Below are 18607 nucleotides of genomic sequence, written 5' to 3' on the forward strand. Positions count from 1 at the left end.
GTTCCCCCGTCAGAGTCGCTAGGCCGACATCGGTCGCTGTACCCGGATCGACTGCAGCAGGCCGACCGCTATCCACACGGCGAACATCGACGAGCCGCCGTACGACACGAACGGCAGGGGCAGGCCGGTGACGGGCATGATGCCGAGGGTCATGCCGACGTTCTCGAACGTCTGGAAGGCGAGCCAGGCGACGATGCCGGCCGCCACGACCGTGCCGTACAGGTCGGTGGTCTCGCGGGCGATCCGGCAGGCCCGCCACAGGACGATGCCGAGCAGCAGGATGATCAGGCCGCCGCCGAGGAAGCCCAGCTCCTCCCCCGCCACGGTGAAGACGAAGTCGGTCTGCTGCTCGGGCACGAACTGGCCGGTGGTCTGCGAGCCGTGGAAGAGGCCGGAGCCGGTCAGGCCGCCGGAGCCGATGGCGATACGGGCCTGGTTGGTGTTGTAGCCGACGCCGGCCGGGTCGAGTTCGGGGTTGGCGAAGGCGGCGAAGCGGTTGATCTGGTACTCGTCGAGCACCCCGAGCTGCCAGACGGCGATCGCGCCGGCCGCGCCCGCGCCGAGCAGCCCGAACACCCACCTGTTGGAGGAACCCGAGGCGAGCAGCACGCCGAGCACGATGATGACCATGACCATGACCGACCCGAGGTCGGGCATGAGCATCACGATCAGCATGGGCACGGTGGCCAGACCCAGGGCCTGCAGCACCGTGCGGTGGTCGGGGTACTGCCGGTCTCCCGCGTCGACCCGGGCCGAGAGCAGCATGGCCATGCCCAGGATGATCGTGACCTTCACGAACTCGGAGGGCTGGAGGGAGAAGCCGCCGGGGAGCTTGATCCACGAGTGGGCGCCGTTGATCGTGGAGCCGAGCGGGGTGAGCACCAGCAGAATCAGCAGGACCGAGACGCCGTACAGGATCGGCACGGCGGTGCGCAGGCCGCGGTGGCCGAGCCAGATGGTGCCGACCATCAGGGCGAGGCCGATGCCGGTGTTGAGCAGGTGCCGGATGAGGAAGTAGTAGGGGTCGCCCTGGTTGAGCTCCGTGCGGTTGCGGGTCGCCGAGTAGACGAGGAGCGTGCCGAGCAGCGACAGGGCCATCGCCGACAGCAGGATCGGCCAGTCGAGCCGCCGCGCCACGGAGTCGCGTGCGAGCAAGCGGTTCCAGCCGGTGCGCTCGGGGCCGTAGCCCGAGACCTGGAAGCTGTTCACACCGCCGGTCATGTCGGCAACCTCCGGCTTCCCCGCCGGCGCCGGCGCCTTCGGGTGTCACGGTTCTCGGGGGACGGTGGGGCCGACGTCACCGGCTGGAGCGGGTCGGCCGGGGCGTTCGGGTCCTTCTTCTTCGCCTGCGGGTCCTTGGCCGGGTCCTTGGCGATCTTCGGGGTGGCGATGGTGCCGTCCGTCTTGACCTTGGGCAGGGCCTTCTCGGGGGTGGGCAGCAGGGCCTTCTTCGAGTCGATCTTGCCGTCCTCGGAGACGCCGTACAGCGCGTTGTAGATGTTGCGGACGGCGGGGCCGGAGGCGCCGGAGCCCGTGCCACCCTGGGAGATGGTCATGACGACCGTGTAGTCCTTGGTGTACGTGGCGAACCAGGAGGTCGTCTGCTTGCCGTAGACCTCGGCCGTACCCGTCTTGGCGTGCATCGGGATCTTGTCCTGCGGCCAGCCGCCGAAGCGCCAGGCGGCCGTACCGCGGGTGGCGACTCCCGCGAGGGCATCGTCTATGCGGTCGCGCGTCGTCCGCGTCATCGGCAGCTTGCCGTGCGACTTGGGCTTGATCGGCGTGATGGTCCTGCCGTCGGCGCTGATGACGGCCTTGCCGATGGACGGGTCGTACAGCGTGCCGCCGTTGGAGATGGCGCCGTAGATGGTGGCCATCTGGATGGGCGTCACGAGCGTGTCGCCCTGGCCGATGGAGTAGTTGACGGAGTCACCGGCGCGCATGCGGTTGCCTTCGAGGCAGTTCTCGTAGGCGATCTTCTCGGCGTAGCTGCCGTTGCGCTTGCCGGTGCGGCACCAGGCGTCCTTGTTGGCCTTCCAGTAGTTCAGCTTCCACTGGCGGTCGGGGACGCGGCCGGTGACCTCGTTGGGCAGGTCGATGCCGGTCTCCTCGCCGAGGCCGAACTGGTGGGCGGTCTTGTAGAACCAGTCGTGGGGCTTCTTCTTCGGCTTGGTGCCGCCGTCGCGCTTCCACTCCTCGTGGGAGAGCCGGTAGAAGACGGTGTCGCAGGAGACCTCCAGGGCGCGGCCGAGGCTGATCGGCCCGTATCCCTTGGACTCGAAGTTCTTGAAGACCTGGCCGCCGATGGAGTACGAGCTGGAGCACTGGTAGGGGCCGTCGAAGGAGTAGCCCGCGTTGACCGCGGCGGCCGTCGGGACGACCTTGAAGATCGAGCCGGGCGCCGACTGGCCCTGGATCGCGCGGTTGAGCAGCGGGTAGTTGGAGCTCTTGCCGGTGAGCCGGGCGTAGTCCTTCGCGGAGATGCCGCCGACCCAGGCGTTCGGGTCGTAGTCCGGGTTGGACGCCATGGCGACGACGCGGCCGGTCTTGGCCTCCATCACCACGACGGCGCCGGAGTCGGCCTTGTAGTTGGTGCCGGTGTTCCGGTCGTGCTGCTTGCGGGCCTCCTTCATGGCCTCGTTCAGCTGGTACTCGGCGATCCGCTGGACGCGGGCGTCGATGCTGGTGACGAGGTTGTCGCCCGGGTGGGCGGGGTCCGCCTCGGCCTGGCCGATGACGCGGCCGAGGTTGTCGACCTCGTAGCGGGTGACGCCGGCCTTGCCGCGCAGCTGCTTGTCGTACTGGCGCTCGATGCCCGAGCGGCCCACCTGGTCGGAGCGCAGGTACGGCGAGTTGGTGTCCTGCGCCTCCTTGATCTCCTCGTCGGTGACCGGCGAGAGGTAGCCGAGGACCTGGGCGGTGTTGGCCTTGCCCGGGCTCGGGTAGCGGCGCACGGCCTGCGGCTCGGCGGTGATGCCGGGGAAGTCCTCGGCGCGCTCGCGGATCTGCAGGGCCTGCTTGGCGGTGGCCTCGTCGGTGATGGGGATGGGCTGGTAGGGCGAGCCGTTCCAGCAGGGCTGGGGCGTCTTGGCGTCACACAGCCGGACCTTCGCCATGACCTCCTTGGGGGTCATGCCCAGCACGCCGGCGAGCTTGGTCAGGACGTCCTTGCCGTCGTCCTTCATCTTCAGCAGGTCGGTGCGGGAGGCGGAGACGACCAGCCGGGTCTCGTTGTCGGCGAGGGCCACGCCGCGCGCGTCCAGGATGGAGCCGCGGACGGCCGGCTGGACGACCTGCTGGACGTGGTTCCCGGAGGCCTCCTTGGCATAGGCCGCGCCCTCACGGATCTGCAGGTACCACAGGCGTCCGCCGAGCGTGAGCAGAAGGGAGAGGACGAGGACCTGGATGACGACGAGCCGGATCTGGACCCGTGTGTTCCGGCCGGTCTCGGGAATGTTGGTCACTGCTGCTGCCTCCCCCTCTCCGTACGCCTACGACTCTGTGATGACGGGCTGAAGTCCCCTGCGTGCACAGCCGCTTGACCCCTCACCGTCGCTTGACCGTTCACAGCCGCTTGACCGTTCACAGCCGCTTGACCCCCTTGATGCGCCCGGCCCGCGCCATCCGGGCCCGGACCGCCTTCACCCGCAGCCCGTTCCGCTGGCTGCCGATCTTCAGGCCGGTGCCGCCGGAGAGCCAGCCGGAGGAGATGTCGGTGGCCTTGGCGGCGGAACCGGACTCGGCGAGCGGATCGTTCTCGGCGCGCCGGGCCAGTGCCATCACCCCGGGCACGACGAACGGGGCCAGCAGCAGGTCGTACAGGGCGGCCGTGAACAGCAGGCTGCCCAGGCCCACGTGGCGGGCGGCGGTGTCACCGACGAGGGCGCCGACCCCGGCATACAGCAGGGTGGAGCCGACGGCGGCGGCGACCACCACGACCATGGGGCCGGTCGCGGACTTCAGCCGGCCCGTCTCGGGCTTCACCAGGCCCGCGAGGTAGCCGATGACGCACAGCACGAGTGCGTAGCGCCCGGCCGCGTGGTCCGCGGGCGGGGCCAGGTCGGCGAGCAGACCCGCGCCGAAGCCGACGAGGGCGCCGCCGACGTGCCCGTACACCAGGGCGAGTCCGAGGACGGTGAGCAGCATCAGGTCGGGCACGGCGCCGGGCAGGTGCAGGCGGGCGAGGACGCTCACCTGGATCACCAGGGCGACGACGACCAGGACGGAGGAGAGCAGGATCCGGTTGACGCGCATGAGGTGACAGCTCCTACTGCTCTGGCTGGTTCTGGCCGTCTGCGGGTGCCTCGGCCGACGGCGTCACGGTCACCGTCACCGTCGGCCTGGGGGTCGGCTTGGGCTTGGGCGGGAGCACCGTGTCGCGCGGGTCCTTCTTCGGGGCCTCGACGACGACACCGACGATGTCGAGCTTGGTGAAGCTGGCGTACGGCGTGACGTACAGCGTGCGGGTCAGGCCGCCGCCTGACGGGTCGACACGGGAGACGACGCCGACGGGCACGCCGGGCACGAACGGCCGGTCGGCCTGCGAGCCGAAGGTGACCAGGCGGTCGCCCTTCTTGACCTCCGCCTTGCCGTTGAGGAGTTCCACACGCAGCGGGCGGTCGCCCTGCCCGGAGGCGAAGCCGAGTTCGTCGCTGGACTCCATCCGGGTGCCGACCGTGAAGTCGGGGTCGCTGGCGAGCAGGACCGTGGCGGTGTCGGGCCCGACGGTGGTGACCCGCCCGATGAGCCCGTCCCCGTTCAGGACGGTCATGTCGCGCTTGATGCCGTCGCTCGCGCCGACATCGATGGTGATGGTCCAGGAGAAGCCCTGCGCCGCCCCTATGGCGATGACCTGGGCGCCCTTGATGCCGTACTGGCCCTGGCCGGCCGTCTTCAGCATCTTGTCGAGCTGCTTGAGGCGGCTGCGGCTGCGGTCGTCGCTGCCGAGCCGGGCCTTCAGGGCCGCGTTCTCCTCCTCCAGCAGAGCGAGCCGGTCGTGCCGCCCGCCGGAGTCACGGATGGCGGAGACCGCGTTGCCGATCGGGTCGACCCCGGCCGACACACCGCTCTCGATCGGGCCGAAGACCGTCGCCGCGGCCTGTCGCGCGCCGTCCACGGGCGAATCCTCCCCGCCGCGGATGTCCACCGTGATCAACGCGAACGCGATGGCGATCAGCAGCACCAGGAGCAGCCGGCTCTCTCGTGTGTCCCTCACGTGCGGCGGCCGTGCCCTTCCTCATAGGAATTCGGGAAGCCCCAGGGAAACCCGAGGGGCTGCTTTGTGGGAGTTTATGTCTCTATATCAACGATCCGCCGTACGAGAGGAGATCGTCCCGTACGGCGGAATCGAAGAGTTACGTCATCTGCGCGGCTGAGCGTCCAGCACCTGCTGGAGCGCCTCGAACTCCTCGACGCACTTTCCGGAACCGAGCGCCACGCTGTCCAAGGGATCCTCGGCGATGTGGATCGGCATGCCGGTCTCCCGGCGCAGCCGCTCGTCCAGGCCCCTCAGCAGCGCCCCGCCGCCGGTCAGAACGATTCCCCGGTCCATGATGTCGCCGGACAGCTCCGGCGGACACTTGTCGAGGGTCGTCTTGACGGCGTCGACGATCGCGTTGACCGGTTCCTCGATCGCCTTGCGGACTTCCGCCGCGGAGATGACGACGGTCTTCGGCAGCCCGGAGACCAGGTCCCGGCCGCGGATTTCGGTGTGCTCGTCGGAGTCGAGGTCGTACGCCGAACCGATCGTGATCTTGATCTGTTCGGCCGTCCGCTCACCCAGCAGGAGGGAGTACTCCTTCTTGATGTGCTGGATGATCGCGTTGTCCAGTTCGTCGCCCGCGACACGGATGGACTGGGCGGTGACGATGCCGCCGAGGGAGATGACCGCGACCTCCGTGGTGCCGCCGCCGATGTCGACCACCATGTTGCCCGTGGCCTCGTGGACCGGCAGGCCGGAGCCGATGGCCGCGGCCATGGGCTCCTCGATGATGTGCACCTGGCGGGCGCCGGCCTGGGACGACGCCTCGATGACGGCGCGGCGCTCGACGCCCGTGATGCCCGAGGGCACACAGACGACGACCCGCGGACGAGCCAGATACCGCCGCTTGTGGATCTTCAGGATGAAGTAGCGGAGCATCCGCTCGGTGATCTCGAAGTCGGCGATCACACCGTCCTTCAGTGGACGTACGGCAACGATGTTGCCGGGCGTGCGCCCGATCATCTTCTTCGCTTCGGCGCCGACCGCGAGGATGCCACCGGTGTTGGTGTTGATCGCGACCACGGACGGCTCGTTGAGTACGATCCCACGACCCCTGACGTACACCAGCGTGTTGGCGGTCCCGAGGTCGACAGCCATGTCACGGCCGATGAACGACATTGAGTTCCCCATCAGGATTCGTCTGGCCTTCCCAGGAGCTTTTGAGGGCTTTTCAGGTAGGCAAAGGTGGGTGCTGTGACGTGAAGGCTTCCATCGTAGACGCGCCTTCGCGAACACTGCGGGAGGGTCTCCGCCAATGTCAGCAGATGCTGCGCGGGTTCGCTTGTGGAGACGGGCGTTCGGGGGCGATCGTTCCCTCGATCGGCACGTATATGCCAGAAAAGTCTGGGAGCGGCGCCCCCAGACTTTGCTCGCCCTTCGCGCTTTACGCGCGACCCGGGAAGAAGATCTTCACTTCGCGCTCCGCGGACTCCTCCGAGTCCGAGGCGTGGATCAGGTTCTCCCGGACGATCACGCCGTAGTCGCCGCGGATGGATCCGGGGGCAGCCGCGATCGGGTCGGTCGGGCCGGCGAGCGCGCGCAGCCCCTCGATGACCCGCTCGCCCTCGACGATCAGCGCCACGACCGGGCCCGAGGCCATGAACTCCACCAGCGGCTCGTAGAAGGGCTTGCCCTTGTGCTCGCCGTAGTGCTGCTCCAGCGTGTCCTGGTCCAGGGTGCGCAGTTCCAGCGCGGTGATCGTCCAGCCCGCCTTGCGCTCGATGCGGCTGATGATCTCGCCGGTCAGGCCGCGACGGACGGCGTCGGGCTTGAGCAGGACGAGGGTGCGCTGGGTCACGACGGGGCTCCTTATGCGTCAAGGTTGTGCGGTTGTGCGGTGAGACGAGGTTACCCGGCGTGTCGGGGCACCTGTTACGCAGCGTCAGGTGTGGAGGAACCGGCCTGGGCCGCCGCGAACCTCGCCTTCGCCGCGTCGACCTTCCGCCCGTAGTGCACGGACGCCCACCACAGGGCCGCGAAGACCGCGCCGAGGAAGAACATCATCGGCACGACGAAACCCGACGCGATGAGCCCGAGCTGCAGCGCCCAGCCGAGCACGACCCCGCCGGGGCGCGTCACCAGGCCGCACAGCACCAGGCACAGGAACATCGCGACACCGCTGACCGTCCACACCGTGGTCATGGACAGGTCGGGGTCCTTCATGGCGACCAGCCCGGCGAATCCGATGATGAAGAACTCGCCGATCAGGGTCGAGGAACAGAGGGTACGCACGGGACTCAGCCCCTCCCCAGGAGCAGTCGGGCCTCGCCGACGGTGATGACGGAGCCGGTGACGAGCACACCGCCGCCCGCGAACTCGCCCTCCTCCTCGGCCAGGGTGATCGCGGCCTCCAGGGCGTCCGGCAGCCGCGGCTCGACCTGGACCCGCTCCTCGCCGAACACCTCGACAGCGATGCCCGCCAGCTCGTCGGCGTCCATCGCGCGGTGGCTCGAGTTCTGCGTGACCACGATCTCCGCGAAGACCGGCTCGAAGGCCTCCAGCAGCCCCCGTACGTTCTTGTCGCCGCTCGCGCCGACCACGCCGATGAGGCGGCTGAACTGGAAGGCCTCCCCGATCGCGGCGGCCGCCGCCCGGGCGCCCGCCGGGTTGTGGGCGGCGTCCAGCACGACGGTCGGTGAGCGCCGCACGACCTCGAGACGCCCGGGCGAGGCGACCGCCGCGAACGCCTTGCGGATCGTGTCCAGGTCCAGCTGCTCGGCCCGCTGGGCGCCGACCCCGAAGAACGCCTCGACGGCGGCGAGCGCGACGGCCGCGTTGTGCGCCTGGTGCGCGCCGTGCAGCGGCAGGTACACCTCGGGGTACTCGCCGCCGAGCCCGCGCAGCGTCAGCATCTGGCCGCCGACGGCCACCTGCCGGTCCACGACACCGAACTCCAGCCCTTCCCGGGCCACGGTCGCGTCCACCTCGACGGCCTTCTTCAGCAGCACCTGCGCCGCGTCGACCGGCTGCTGCGCCATGATGACCGTCGCACCCTGCTTGATGACGCCGGCCTTCTCCGCGGCGATCTCGGCGTGGGTGGTGCCGAGCCGGTCGGTGTGGTCGAGGTCTATCGGCGTGACGACGGCGACGTCACCGTCGATCACGTTCGTGGCGTCCCAGGACCCGCCCATGCCGACCTCGACCACGGCGACGTCCGCGGGGGCGTCGGCGAAGGCCGCGTAGGCCATGCCGGTGAGCACCTCGAAGAAGGACAGCCGGTACTCCTGCGACGCGTCGACCATCTCGACGTACGGCTTGATGTCCTGGTACGTCTCGATGAACCGCTCGGCGGAGATGGGGGCGCCGTCCAGGCTGATGCGCTCGGTGATCGACTGCACGTGCGGCGAGGTGTAGCGGCCCGTCCGCAGCTCGAAGGCGCCGAGCAGGGCCTCGATCATGCGGGCGGTGGAGGTCTTGCCGTTCGTGCCCGTGATGTGGATGGACGGGTACGACCGCTGCGGCTCTCCCAGCACGTCCATCAGCGCGGCGATACGGCTGACGGACGGCTCCAGCTTGGTCTCGCCCCAGCGCGTGGCCAGCTCTGCCTCGACCTCGCGCAGGGCCTTGTCGACCTCGGGGTCGGTGGGGCGGGTGGGGATGTCGGCGTCCGGGGGGCCGCCCTGGGTGCGCAGGGTGCGGCTGCCGGCCTCGATGACCGCGAGGTCGGGGTCGCGGGTGGTCTCTTCCGCGATGATCTCGTCGAAGGAGTCGAGGGGGTCGGGCTGGTCGTCGGCGTCGTGGTCTGGAGGGAGCTCGCTCACGGGGCCCAGTCTACGGAGACCGACTGACATTGTTTGCGGTGGCTTGTGCCTGTGGGCGGCTGCGGCTCCGTGGGAGCTGGTCGCGCAGTTCCCCGCGTCCCTGAGTGCGTGTCCCAGAGGTACGTGTGAGGCCCCCGGGCCTGGCGGCTCCGGGGGCCTCACACACCGTGGGGACGGTTACGCCTGCGGGAGGCGCTCCAGCTGGACTGATGCGGTGATGTCCTCCTCCGCCTTGCGAGGCGGTGCGGATCTGTCACGACGTGGTCGGGGGCCTTCGCGAGGAACGCCTCGTTGCCGAGCTTCGCGCCCGCCTGGGCCTTCTCCTTCTCGGCGGCCGCCAGGTCCTTCGCCAGGCGCTTGCGCTCCGCCGCCACGTCGATCGTGCCGGAGAGGTCGAGGGCGACCTCGGCGCCGGCGACCGGGAGGGTCGCCGTGGCCGTGAACGCGTCGCCCTCCGGCTGGAGGCGCAGCAGCTGGCGGATGGCGGCCTCGTGGGTGGCGAACGGGGTGCCGTCCAGGGTGAGGCGGGCCGGGACCCGCTGGCCGGGCTGGAGGCCCTGGTCGGCGCGGAAGCGGCGGACCTCGGTGATGACCGACTGGAGGGACTCGATCTCGCGCTCGGCGCCGGCGTCCCGGAAGCCACTGTCCTTCGGCCAGGCGGCGATGACGACCGACTCGCCGCCGGTGAGCGTGGTCCACAGGGTCTCGGTGACGAAGGGGACCACCGGGTGCAGCAGCTTCAGCGTGACGTCGAGGACCTCGCCGAGGACCCGCTTGGAGACCTCGGCCGCCTCGCCGCCCGCCTGGAACGTCGTCTTGGACAGCTCGACGTACCAGTCGAAGACCTCGTCCCACGCGAAGTGGAAGAGCGCGTCGGAGAGCTTCGCGAACTGGAAGTCCTCGTAGAACGCGTCGACTTCGGCGACGACGGTGTTCAGGCGGGAGAGGATCCACCGGTCCGTGGCGGACATCTTCGACGGGTCGGGCAGCGGGCCGTCCACCGTCGCGCCGTTCATCATCGCGAAGCGCGTCGCGTTCCAGATCTTGTTGGCGAAGTTGCGGGAGCCCTGGACCCAGTCCTCGCCGATCGGGACGTCGACGCCGGGGTTGGCGCCGCGGGCCAGAGTGAAGCGCAGGGCATCGCTGCCGTACTTGTCCATCCAGTCCAGCGGGTTGACCGCGTTGCCGAAGGACTTCGACATCTTCTTGCCGAACTGGTCACGGACCATGCCGTGCAGGGCGATGGTGTGGAACGGCGGGGTGCCGTCCATCGCGTACAGGCCGAACATCATCATCCGGGCGACCCAGAAGAAGAGGATGTCGTAGCCGGTGACCAGGACCGAGTTCGGGTAGAACTTCGCGAGCGACTCGGTCTGTTCGGGCCAGCCCAGCGTGGAGAACGGCCACAGGCCGGAGGAGAACCAGGTGTCGAGGACGTCGGTGTCCTGGCGCCAGCCCTCGGCCTCGGTGCCGGGCGGCTGCTCGTCGGGGCCGACGCAGACGACCTCGCCGTTCGGGCCGTACCAGACCGGGATGCGGTGCCCCCACCACAACTGCCGCGAGATGCACCAGTCGTGGAGGTTGTCGACCCAGTCGAAGTAGCGCTTCTCCATCTCCTGGGGGTGGATCTTGACGCGCCCGTCGCGGACCGCGTCACCCGCGGCCTTCGCGAGCGGCCCGACCTTGACCCACCACTGCATGGACAGGCGCGGCTCGATGGTGGTCTTGCAGCGCGAGCAGTGGCCGACCGAGTGGACGTACGGCCGCTTCTCGGCGACGATCCGGCCCTCGGCGCGCAGCGCGGCGACGATCGCCGAGCGGGCCTCCAGGCGGTCCAGGCCCTGGAAGGGACCGTGGGCGGTGATGACCGCGTGCTCGTCCATGATCGTCAGCGCCGGGAGGTGGTGGCGCTGGCCGATCTCGAAGTCGTTCGGGTCGTGGGCCGGCGTCACCTTGACGGCACCGGTGCCGAACTCCGGGTCGACGTGCTCGTCGGCGACGACGGGGATGGAGCGGTCGGTCAGCGGCAGCTTGACCTGCTTGCCGACCAGGTGCTTGTACCGCTCGTCCTCGGGGTGAACGGCGACGGCCGTGTCACCGAGCATGGTCTCGGCGCGGGTGGTGGCGACGACGATGGTGTCGTCCCCGTCGCCGTACTTCATGGAGACGAGCTCGCCGTCGTCGTCCTGGTACTCGACCTCGATGTCCGAGATGGCGGTCAGACAACGGGGGCACCAGTTGATGATGCGCTCGGCGCGGTAGATCAGCTCGTCGTCGTAGAGCCGCTTGAAGATGGTCTGGACGGCCTGGGAGAGGCCCTCGTCCATGGTGAAGCGCTCGCGGGACCAGGCGACGCCGTCGCCGAGGCGGCGCATCTGGCCGCTGATCTGGCCGCCGGACTCGCCCTTCCACTGCCAGACGCGCTCGACGAAGGCCTCACGGCCCAGGTCGTGCCGGGACTTGCCCTCCTTGGCGAGCTCCCGCTCGACGACGTTCTGCGTGGCGATGCCGGCGTGGTCCATGCCGGGCTGCCACAGCGTCTCGTGGCCCTGCATGCGCTTGCGGCGGGTCAGGGCGTCGATGAGGGTGTGCTCGAAGGCGTGCCCCAGGTGGAGCGAGCCCGTGACGTTCGGCGGCGGGATGACGACGGTGTACGGCGGCTTGTCGCTCTTCTCGTCCGCCTCGAAGTAACCCCGCTCTACCCAGCGCTCGTACAGCGGCCCCTCTACGTCGGCCGGCGCGTACTGGGTCGGCAGGTCGGTGCTGGGCGCTGGTGGCTGCTGCTGAGCGTTCTCGGTCACGGGGGTCAGTTTAGAGGCGTCACGTCCGTGTCCCGAAACGCGTTTCGTTTGTAACGGTGGGGGGCCCGATGCCATGCACACGGCGGGTCTGCGCCAGGATGTCCCGAACGCATAAGCATCTGGAGGGGAACCCAGAACATGAGCTACAACCAGCCGGGCCCGTACGGCGGGCAGCCTCAGCAGCCCGGACCGTACGGCCAGCCGGGTCCGTACGGCCAGCCGCCACAGGCGCCCCAGCCCGGCTACGGCTACCCCCAGCAGGCCCCTCCGCCCCAGCCCGGTTACGGCTACCCGCAGCAGGCCCCGCAGGGCGTCCCGCCCCAGCAGGCCCCCTACGGTCAGCAGCCCCAGTACGGTCAGCAGCCGCCCTACGGCCAGCAGCCCCAGTACGGCGTCCCCCAGCCCCCGCCCCCGGGCGGCGGCAAGAAGAAGACGGGCATCATCATCGGCGCGGTCGCGGTCGTCGCGGCGATCGCCGTGGGCGCCTACTTCGTGATCGGCGGGGGCGGCGGCCTGGAGGACGACGGGCCGCACAAGCTGACGACGCCGGCGACCGTGCTCACCGAGTACAAGCGCACCACGAAGGACGGGCAGACCGCCGGAAACGCCTCGGAGTTGGAGAAGAGCGGCGTCAAGGGCGCCAAGACCGCTGCGGGCCTCTACTCCACGGTGGACCTGAGCGACTACGACCCCGACGATCCCTCGTCCGCGGCGAAGATGGCATCGGCCAAGACCCTGACGGTGGCGGGCGCCTACGGTGAGATCACCGACCCGGAGGCGACGCTGGACCTGTTCTTCGCCAACTTCAAGAAGTCGTCCGAGAAGGAGGCCGCGTCCGGGTCCACGAAGCCCGAACTGATCGGGGAGCCCGAGGAGGCCGACCTCGACGGCGCGGCCATGAAGTGCCAGTCGGCCAAGTCGCAGGACCAGCTGACCAAGAAGGAGAAGGTCAACTGGTTCTGCGCGTGGGCCGACTACAGCACCATCGCCATCGTGTCGCCGGCTGAGGCGGCGCAGGGCGTCACCCAGGACGTGGCGATCGACCTCACCACCAAGATCCGCGAGGAAGTCCGCGTCAAGGCCTGACGCCGGCGACGACGAAGGCGCCCGGCACGAGCCGTGCCGGGCGCCTTCGCGTGCAGTGGGTGACTAGGCCGTCTTCTGCTCCCCCGGTCCGCGGCCCCGCGCCTCCCGCGGGATCAGCGTCGGGTTGACGTTCGACTGCACGACGTCCGCCGTGATGACGACCCGGGCCACGTCCTTGCGGGACGGGACCTCGTACATCACGCCCTGGAGGACCTCCTCCATGATGGCCCTGAGGCCACGCGCGCCGGTCTGGCGGAGGATGGCCTGGTCGGCGATGGCCTCCAGGGCCTCGCGTTCGAAGTCCAGCTCCACGCCGTCGAGTTCGAAGAGACGCTGGTACTGCTTGACGAGCGCGTTGCGCGGCTCGACGAGGATCTGCAGCAGGGCCTCGCGGTCCAGGTTGTGGACCGAGGTGATGACCGGCAGACGGCCGATGAACTCGGGGATCATGCCGAACTTGACCAGGTCCTCCGGCATGACCTCCTGGAACTGGTCCTTGGACTCCATCTCGCGCTTGGAGCGGATCTGCGCGCCGAAGCCGATGCCCTTGGCGCCGGCCCGGGCCTCGATGATCTTCTCAAGGCCGGCGAAGGCACCGCCCACGATGAACAGCACGTTCGTCGTGTCGATCTGGATGAACTCCTGGTGGGGGTGTTTGCGGCCACCCTGCGGCGGGACCGAGGCCGTGGTGCCCTCCAGGATCTTCAGCAGGGCCTGCTGGACGCCCTCGCCCGACACGTCGCGCGTGATCGAGGGGTTCTCGCTCTTCCGCGCGACCTTGTCGATCTCGTCGATGTAGATGATCCCGGTCTCGGCCTTCTTGACGTCGTAGTCGGCGGCCTGGATCAGCTTGAGCAGGATGTTCTCGACGTCCTCGCCGACGTATCCCGCCTCCGTGAGCGCCGTGGCGTCGGCGATCGCGAAGGGGACGTTCAGCATGCGCGCGAGGGTCTGCGCGAGGAGGGTCTTGCCGGAGCCCGTGGGGCCGAGCAGGAGGATGTTGGACTTCGCCAACTCGATGGCGTCGTCACGGCCGTTCGCCCCGCCGTTCTCGCCGGCCTGGACGCGCTTGTAGTGGTTGTACACCGCGACCGAGAGGGCCTTCTTGGCGGCCTCCTGGCCCACCACGTACCCCTCGAGGAACTCGTAGATCTCGCGGGGCTTCGGGAGTTCCTCCCAGCGGACCTCGCTGGTCTCGGCCAGCTCTTCCTCGATGATCTCGTTGCAGAGATCGATGCACTCGTCGCAGATGTACACACCGGGCCCTGCGATGAGCTTCTTGACCTGCTTCTGGCTCTTGCCGCAGAACGAGCACTTGAGCAGATCGCCGCCGTCACCGATGCGTGCCACGGTGTGCTTCCCCTTCGCCTGGGAGACTCCTGGACGCCGACGTCCAGCGGACTCCTGGTGCTGCCTTATGTCCGACGGTACCTTGCCGGGCCCCTCGTTCGGGCCCCCCTTGGCGCGGTTCACTTTGACGTGGACCGTGCCAAACCGTGCCAAGGGGCGGCAGACGATACAGCTTCTCGCCTCAGCGCAGGCTCGAGTTGTCCATCTTCCGGGTGGTGATGATCTGGTCGATCAGCCCGTAGCTCAGCGCGTCCTCGGCCGTGAGGATCTTGTCGCGCTCGATGTCCTCGCGGATCTTCTCGACCGGCGTGGTGGAGTGCTTGGCCAGCATCTCCTCCAGCTGCGAGCGCATCCGGAGGATCTCGTTGGCGGCGATCTCCAGGTCGGACACCTGGCCGCGGCCGGTCTCGCTGTACGGCTGGTGGATCAGCACGCGCGCGTTCGGCAGGGCCATGCGCTTGCCCGGCGTACCGGCGGCCAGCAGGACGGCGGCGGCGGAGGCGGCCTGGCCCATGCAGACCGTCTGGATGTCCGGCTTCACGTACTGCATCGTGTCGTAGATCGCGGTGAGCGCCGTGAAGGAGCCGCCGGGGCTGTTGATGTAGACCGAGATGTCACGGTCGGGGTCCATCGACTCCAGGCACAGCAGCTGCGCCATGACGTCGTTGGCCGAAGCGTCGTCGATCTGCACGCCGAGGAAGATCACGCGCTCCTCGAAGAGCTTCGCGTACGGGTCGTACTCGCGAATGCCCTGCGAGGTGCGCTCGACGAAGCGCGGGATGACGTAGCGGGACTCGGCCTGCGGTCCGGTGTAGCGGCCCTGTGAGTCGCTCATGTCCTGCACGGCGCTCATACGGTCGTAGAGGCCGCTGCCGGGGAAGTGGTTCACGGTGTCTCCTGAAAGGGGCTGAGGCGGTCGGCTGGGGCGCTGGGGCGTCCTGGGCCCCGCGTGGGGCCAGGTGGGGTCCTACGGGGCTCTGGGAGCCTCGTGGGGCCGCTCAGGCCCCGGTGCCGCCGCCGCCCGGCATACCGGCGGCCGTGGGAATCACGTCGTCGATGAGGCCGTACTCCTTGGCCTCGAAGGCGTCGAACCAGCGGTCGCGGTCCGAGTCGCGGGTGATCTGCTCGACCGTCTGGCCGGTGTGCTGGGACGTGAGCTCGGCCATGCGCTTCTTGGTGTGCAGCAGCCGCTCGGCGTGGATCTTGATGTCCGAGGCCGAACCGGCCAGGCCCGCGGAGGGCTGGTGGATCAGGATCTCGGCGTTCGGCAGGGCGAAGCGCTTGCCGGGGGTGCCCGCACTGAGCAGGAACTGGCCCATCGAGGCCGCGAGGCCCATGGCGATGGTCACCACGTCGTTCTTGATGTACTGCATGGTGTCGTAGATCGCCATGCCGGCCGTGATCGAACCGCCCGGGCTGTTGATGTACATGTAAATGTCCTTGTCCGGGTCGGCGGCAAGGAGCAGCAGCTGTGCGGTGATCTTGTTCGCGATGTCGTCGTCGACCGGCTGGCCGAGGAAGATGATCCGCTCGTTGAGCAGCCGGTTGTAGACATGGTCGCCGAGGCCTCCGCCAATGGAAGGCTCGCCGGCGGCGGAGGGCATCAGATTCGTCACGTATCCACCTGCTCGTCTTACGACGGCGCCGGGCCGTCTCACGTTTCCCTGCGGGGCTGGAGCCGTTCGCAGACTCCACTGCCCTCGTATTCATGGACCCTAACGCGCGGGTCCCTCCGGGGAATCCCGGAGATGGGAGTGTTCGCCGGGGGCGTAGCGCTGCGCGGCTGGGACGGGGGTGGTTTCGGGCCGGGGTGGTTCCGGGGCGGGGGTGACTGCGGGTGAGTGGGGGCTTGTCGCGCAGTTCCCCGCGCCCCTGGGGCGGGATGCCCTCACGTACGACAGGAGGGCCCGGGGTGCGTACCCCAGGGCCCTCCTGTACTACCTGCCCGGTGCCGGGGGCTCAGCCCTCGGTCTTCTCCTCGGCGGACTCGGTGGCCTCGGCGGAGTCGGTGGCCTCGGCCTCGGGGGCCTCGGTCTCCTCGTCCTCGTCGTCCAGGTCGACGACCTCGCCGTTGGTGTCCTTGACCGTGGCCTTCTCGACCACGACGGCCAGGGCCTTGCCGCGGGCGACCTCGCCGACCAGGAGCGGAACCTGGCCGCCCTCGACGACGGCCTGGGCGAACTGGTCGGGGGACATGCCGGAGGAAGCGGCGCGGCGCATGAGGTGCTCGGTGAGCTCCTCCTGGTTGACGTTGAGCTTCTCCTGCTTGACGAGCTCGTCGAGCACGAACTGGGTCTTGATGCCCTTGACCGCGGCCTCACGGGTCTCGGCCTCGAACTCCTCCTCGCTCTTGCCCTGGATCTCCAGGTACTTCGCGAGGTCGAGGCCCATCTGGCCGAGCTGGTGGTGCTCGAGGTTGTGCTTGCGGGTGTTGACCTCGTCCTCGAGCAGCTTCTCGGGGACCGGGACCTCGACCAGCTCGAGCAGCTTCTCCAGGACGCGCTCCTGGGCCTGCGTGGCCTGGTCGTACTGCTTCATGTTCTCCAGGCGCTTGCGGCTGTCCGCCCGCAGCTCCTCGATGGTGTCGAACTCGGAGGCGAGCTGCGCGAACTCGTCGTCCAGCTCGGGCAGTTCGCGGGCGGCGACCTGGGTGACCTTGACGGTGACCTCGGCCTCCTTGCCGGCCGCCGAGCCACCCTTGAGCTCGGAGGTGAAGGTGGCCTCGCCACCGGCCTCCAGGCCCTTCACGGCGTCGTCGATACCGTCCAGCAGCTCACCGGAGCCGATCGTGTAGGAGACGCCGTCGGCGACGCCGTCCTCCAGGACCTCGCCGTCGACCTTGGCCTCCAGGTCGATCGTCACGACGTCGCCGTCCTCGGCGGCGCGCTCGACCGGGGAGGTGGAGGCGAAGCGCTCGCGGAGCTCCTCGACCGCCTTCGCGACGTCCTCGTCGGTGACCTCGACGGCGTCGACCTCGACCTCGATGCCGGAGAAGTCCGGGATCTCGATGGAGGGGCGGATGTCGACCTCGGCGGTGAAGTTCAGCGTCTCGCCGTCCTTCAGCTCCGTGATGTCGACCTCGGGCTGGCCCAGCACGTTGAGCTCGGCCTCGTTGACCGCGTCGGTGTAGAACTTCGGAAGCGCGTCGTTGACCGCCTCCTCCAGAACCGCACCGCGGCCGAACCGCTGGTCGATGACCCGGGCCGGGACCTTGCCCTTGCGGAAGCCCTTCACCGTGACCTGCTGGTTGATCTTCTTGTACGCCGCGTCGAGGCTGTCCTTGAGCTCCTCGAAGGGCACCTCGACAGTGAGCCGAACCCGAGTCGGGTTCAGGGTCTCCACGGCGCTCTTCACGGTTCGGTCTCCTTGTGGCTGACTTCTTGGTTTCTGCCGGGGCCAGAGCGGCCCGGCGGATTTCGCCGCCCGGAGGACTTCAGACGATGAGACACACGGGCGTGCAGCTTGCATAGTAACGGCAGCGACTACACCGCCCAAAAGGCGATCATACGAGTGATCAGGAGACGATCACTCGAGTGTGATCGGGTGGCTTGTCGGGGTGGCGGGATTTGAACCCACGGCCTTCCGCTCCCAAAGCGGACGCGCTACCAAGCTGCGCCACACCCCGTCTGGTGCGACACGTAGGGTACATGCCGAAGGACGGTCAGGCCGCCGCATTTCCACCAGGGCTCCGCCTTGTCGGCCCGGGCCGGAATGCGGTGTGCGGCGGAGGGGTCCGACCCGCTACGATGCTTTCTGTGCCGCGGTCACCCGACCTGCGGCGCGCGCCGTGCGGGCGTAGCTCAATGGTAGAGCCCTAGTCTTCCAAACTAGCTACGCGGGTTCGATTCCCGTCGCCCGCTCTGAACGCCGAAGGCCCGGGCGAGAGGTTGTTTCCTCTCCCCGGGCCTTCCGCGTACCCGGGGCATTCGTCCGTCCGAGGGAACCGTGGGCCTTGTCCGGGGCGCTCTGAAATATCTCCCGCAGGTAGAGGCGCCACTATGGGTCCCAAGCAGGAGGCCCACACCACCGAACGGGCTTGGCGGCGCGTGATCGGTGGGGCGGCCACCGAGTACCAGGAGGTACCGCTATGACTGTGGTTCCCACCCGCTCTGTTCTCTCAATCGCTCGCCCTCGCCCGAGGGACTGGGCGGCCCTGCTCGTCGTCATCGTGATCGTCTACGCCCCGGCGGCACAGATCCAGGACATCCTGACCAGTCTGATCGCCCTGTCAGGAGTGCTCGTCTCGGGCTCCGCGGTGAGGGCCCTCTCGGTGCGGCAGCCGCAGGCGACCGCCTGAGGACGCGTCGCCCGCTCGGTACGGCTCGGGCCCGGTTCCCCTGAACCGGGCC

Annotated in this window: 14 protein-coding genes, 2 tRNA genes and 1 pseudogene; 3 read left to right on the plus strand and 14 right to left on the minus strand. The window is 68.9% G+C overall.

What is annotated here, in order from left to right; genetic code table 11:
- Positions 1-18: 18 nt before the first annotated feature.
- From rodA to SSQG_RS13020, 9 genes and pseudogenes are all read right to left on the minus strand, one after another.
- Positions 19-1221: a rod shape-determining protein RodA gene (rodA, locus tag SSQG_RS12980; RefSeq protein WP_003990221.1), complete on the minus strand. Its 1203-nt coding sequence runs from the start codon at positions 1219-1221 to the stop codon at positions 19-21.
- Complete coding sequence (gene mrdA / locus SSQG_RS12985; RefSeq protein WP_003990222.1) at positions 1218-3464, minus strand: penicillin-binding protein 2; 2247 nt, start codon at positions 3462-3464, stop codon at positions 1218-1220. Before mrdA ends, rodA begins: the two co-directional genes overlap by 4 nt.
- A 118-nt stretch (positions 3465-3582) precedes the next feature.
- Positions 3583-4254 (minus strand): rod shape-determining protein MreD, encoded by a 672-nt coding sequence (mreD, locus tag SSQG_RS12990; protein ID WP_003990223.1) that lies wholly within the window; start codon positions 4252-4254, stop codon positions 3583-3585.
- Between the two features lie 13 nt (positions 4255-4267).
- Positions 4268-5215: a rod shape-determining protein MreC gene (mreC, locus tag SSQG_RS12995; protein ID WP_003990224.1), complete on the minus strand. Its 948-nt coding sequence runs from the start codon at positions 5213-5215 to the stop codon at positions 4268-4270.
- Between the two features lie 144 nt (positions 5216-5359).
- Positions 5360-6379, minus strand: coding sequence for a rod shape-determining protein (locus SSQG_RS13000; RefSeq protein ID WP_004001297.1), 1020 nt, complete (start codon positions 6377-6379; stop codon positions 5360-5362).
- 265 nt (positions 6380-6644) lie between these two features.
- Positions 6645-7058 carry a nucleoside-diphosphate kinase gene (ndk, locus tag SSQG_RS13005; protein WP_003990226.1) on the minus strand — a complete coding sequence of 138 codons (414 nt, stop codon included), beginning with the start codon at positions 7056-7058 and terminating at the stop codon, positions 6645-6647.
- A 74-nt stretch (positions 7059-7132) separates the two neighbouring features.
- Positions 7133-7492, minus strand: a complete 360-nt coding sequence (locus tag SSQG_RS13010; RefSeq protein WP_039932556.1) for a DUF4233 domain-containing protein — start codon at positions 7490-7492, stop codon at positions 7133-7135.
- Between the two features lie 5 nt (positions 7493-7497).
- Positions 7498-9021, minus strand: a complete 1524-nt coding sequence (gene folC / locus SSQG_RS13015; protein ID WP_003990228.1) for a bifunctional tetrahydrofolate synthase/dihydrofolate synthase — start codon at positions 9019-9021, stop codon at positions 7498-7500.
- Positions 9022-9198: 177 nt separating this feature from the next.
- Positions 9199-11822, minus strand: a pseudogene (locus SSQG_RS13020) (valine--tRNA ligase).
- 138 nt (positions 11823-11960) lie between these two features.
- Between SSQG_RS13020 and SSQG_RS13025 the strand changes: the two are divergent.
- Positions 11961-12908, plus strand: coding sequence for a hypothetical protein (locus SSQG_RS13025; RefSeq protein WP_003990230.1), 948 nt, complete (start codon positions 11961-11963; stop codon positions 12906-12908).
- A gap of 63 nt (positions 12909-12971) precedes the next feature.
- Here the strand turns inward: SSQG_RS13025 and clpX are convergent, their stop codons facing one another.
- The 5 genes from clpX to SSQG_RS13050 form a co-directional block, all read right to left on the minus strand.
- Entirely contained in the window at positions 12972-14258 is a 1287-nt protein-coding gene (clpX, locus tag SSQG_RS13030; protein WP_003990231.1) for an ATP-dependent Clp protease ATP-binding subunit ClpX, read from the minus strand.
- Positions 14259-14439: 181 nt separating this feature from the next.
- A complete protein-coding gene (locus SSQG_RS13035) occupies positions 14440-15147 on the minus strand; it encodes an ATP-dependent Clp protease proteolytic subunit (RefSeq protein ID WP_003990232.1) in 708 nt (235 codons plus the stop codon).
- A gap of 109 nt (positions 15148-15256) precedes the next feature.
- Positions 15257-15862 carry an ATP-dependent Clp protease proteolytic subunit gene (locus SSQG_RS13040; protein WP_052310444.1) on the minus strand — a complete coding sequence of 202 codons (606 nt, stop codon included), beginning with the start codon at positions 15860-15862 and terminating at the stop codon, positions 15257-15259.
- A 355-nt stretch (positions 15863-16217) separates the two neighbouring features.
- Positions 16218-17612: a trigger factor gene (gene tig / locus SSQG_RS13045; protein ID WP_003990234.1), complete on the minus strand. Its 1395-nt coding sequence runs from the start codon at positions 17610-17612 to the stop codon at positions 16218-16220.
- A 197-nt stretch (positions 17613-17809) separates the two neighbouring features.
- A tRNA-Pro gene (locus tag SSQG_RS13050) sits at positions 17810-17883 on the minus strand.
- Positions 17884-18047: 164 nt separating this feature from the next.
- Here SSQG_RS13050 and SSQG_RS13055 point away from each other — a divergent pair.
- Together SSQG_RS13055 and SSQG_RS13060 are read left to right on the plus strand one after the other, a co-directional pair.
- A tRNA-Gly gene (locus SSQG_RS13055) sits at positions 18048-18118 on the plus strand.
- 227 nt (positions 18119-18345) lie between these two features.
- Positions 18346-18555 (plus strand): hypothetical protein, encoded by a 210-nt coding sequence (locus tag SSQG_RS13060; RefSeq protein ID WP_003990235.1) that lies wholly within the window; start codon positions 18346-18348, stop codon positions 18553-18555.
- The last annotated feature ends 52 nt before the right edge of the window (positions 18556-18607 follow it).

Source organism: Streptomyces viridochromogenes DSM 40736 (assembly GCF_000158955.1).
Lineage (GTDB): Bacteria > Actinomycetota > Actinomycetes > Streptomycetales > Streptomycetaceae > Streptomyces > Streptomyces venetus.

Coding starts and splice junctions, on each gene's coding strand:
- rodA (WP_003990221.1), bottom strand. CDS start 1,221: ATGACCGGCGGTGTGAACAGCTTCCAGGTCTCGGGCTACGGCCCCGAG.
- mreD (WP_003990223.1), bottom strand. CDS start 4,254: ATGCGCGTCAACCGGATCCTGCTCTCCTCCGTCCTGGTCGTCGTCGCC.
- SSQG_RS13000 (WP_004001297.1), bottom strand. CDS start 6,379: ATGTCGTTCATCGGCCGTGACATGGCTGTCGACCTCGGGACCGCCAAC.
- SSQG_RS13025 (WP_003990230.1), top strand. CDS start 11,961: ATGAGCTACAACCAGCCGGGCCCGTACGGCGGGCAGCCTCAGCAGCCC.
- SSQG_RS13040 (WP_052310444.1), bottom strand. CDS start 15,862: ATGCCCTCCGCCGCCGGCGAGCCTTCCATTGGCGGAGGCCTCGGCGAC.
- SSQG_RS13060 (WP_003990235.1), top strand. CDS start 18,346: ATGACTGTGGTTCCCACCCGCTCTGTTCTCTCAATCGCTCGCCCTCGC.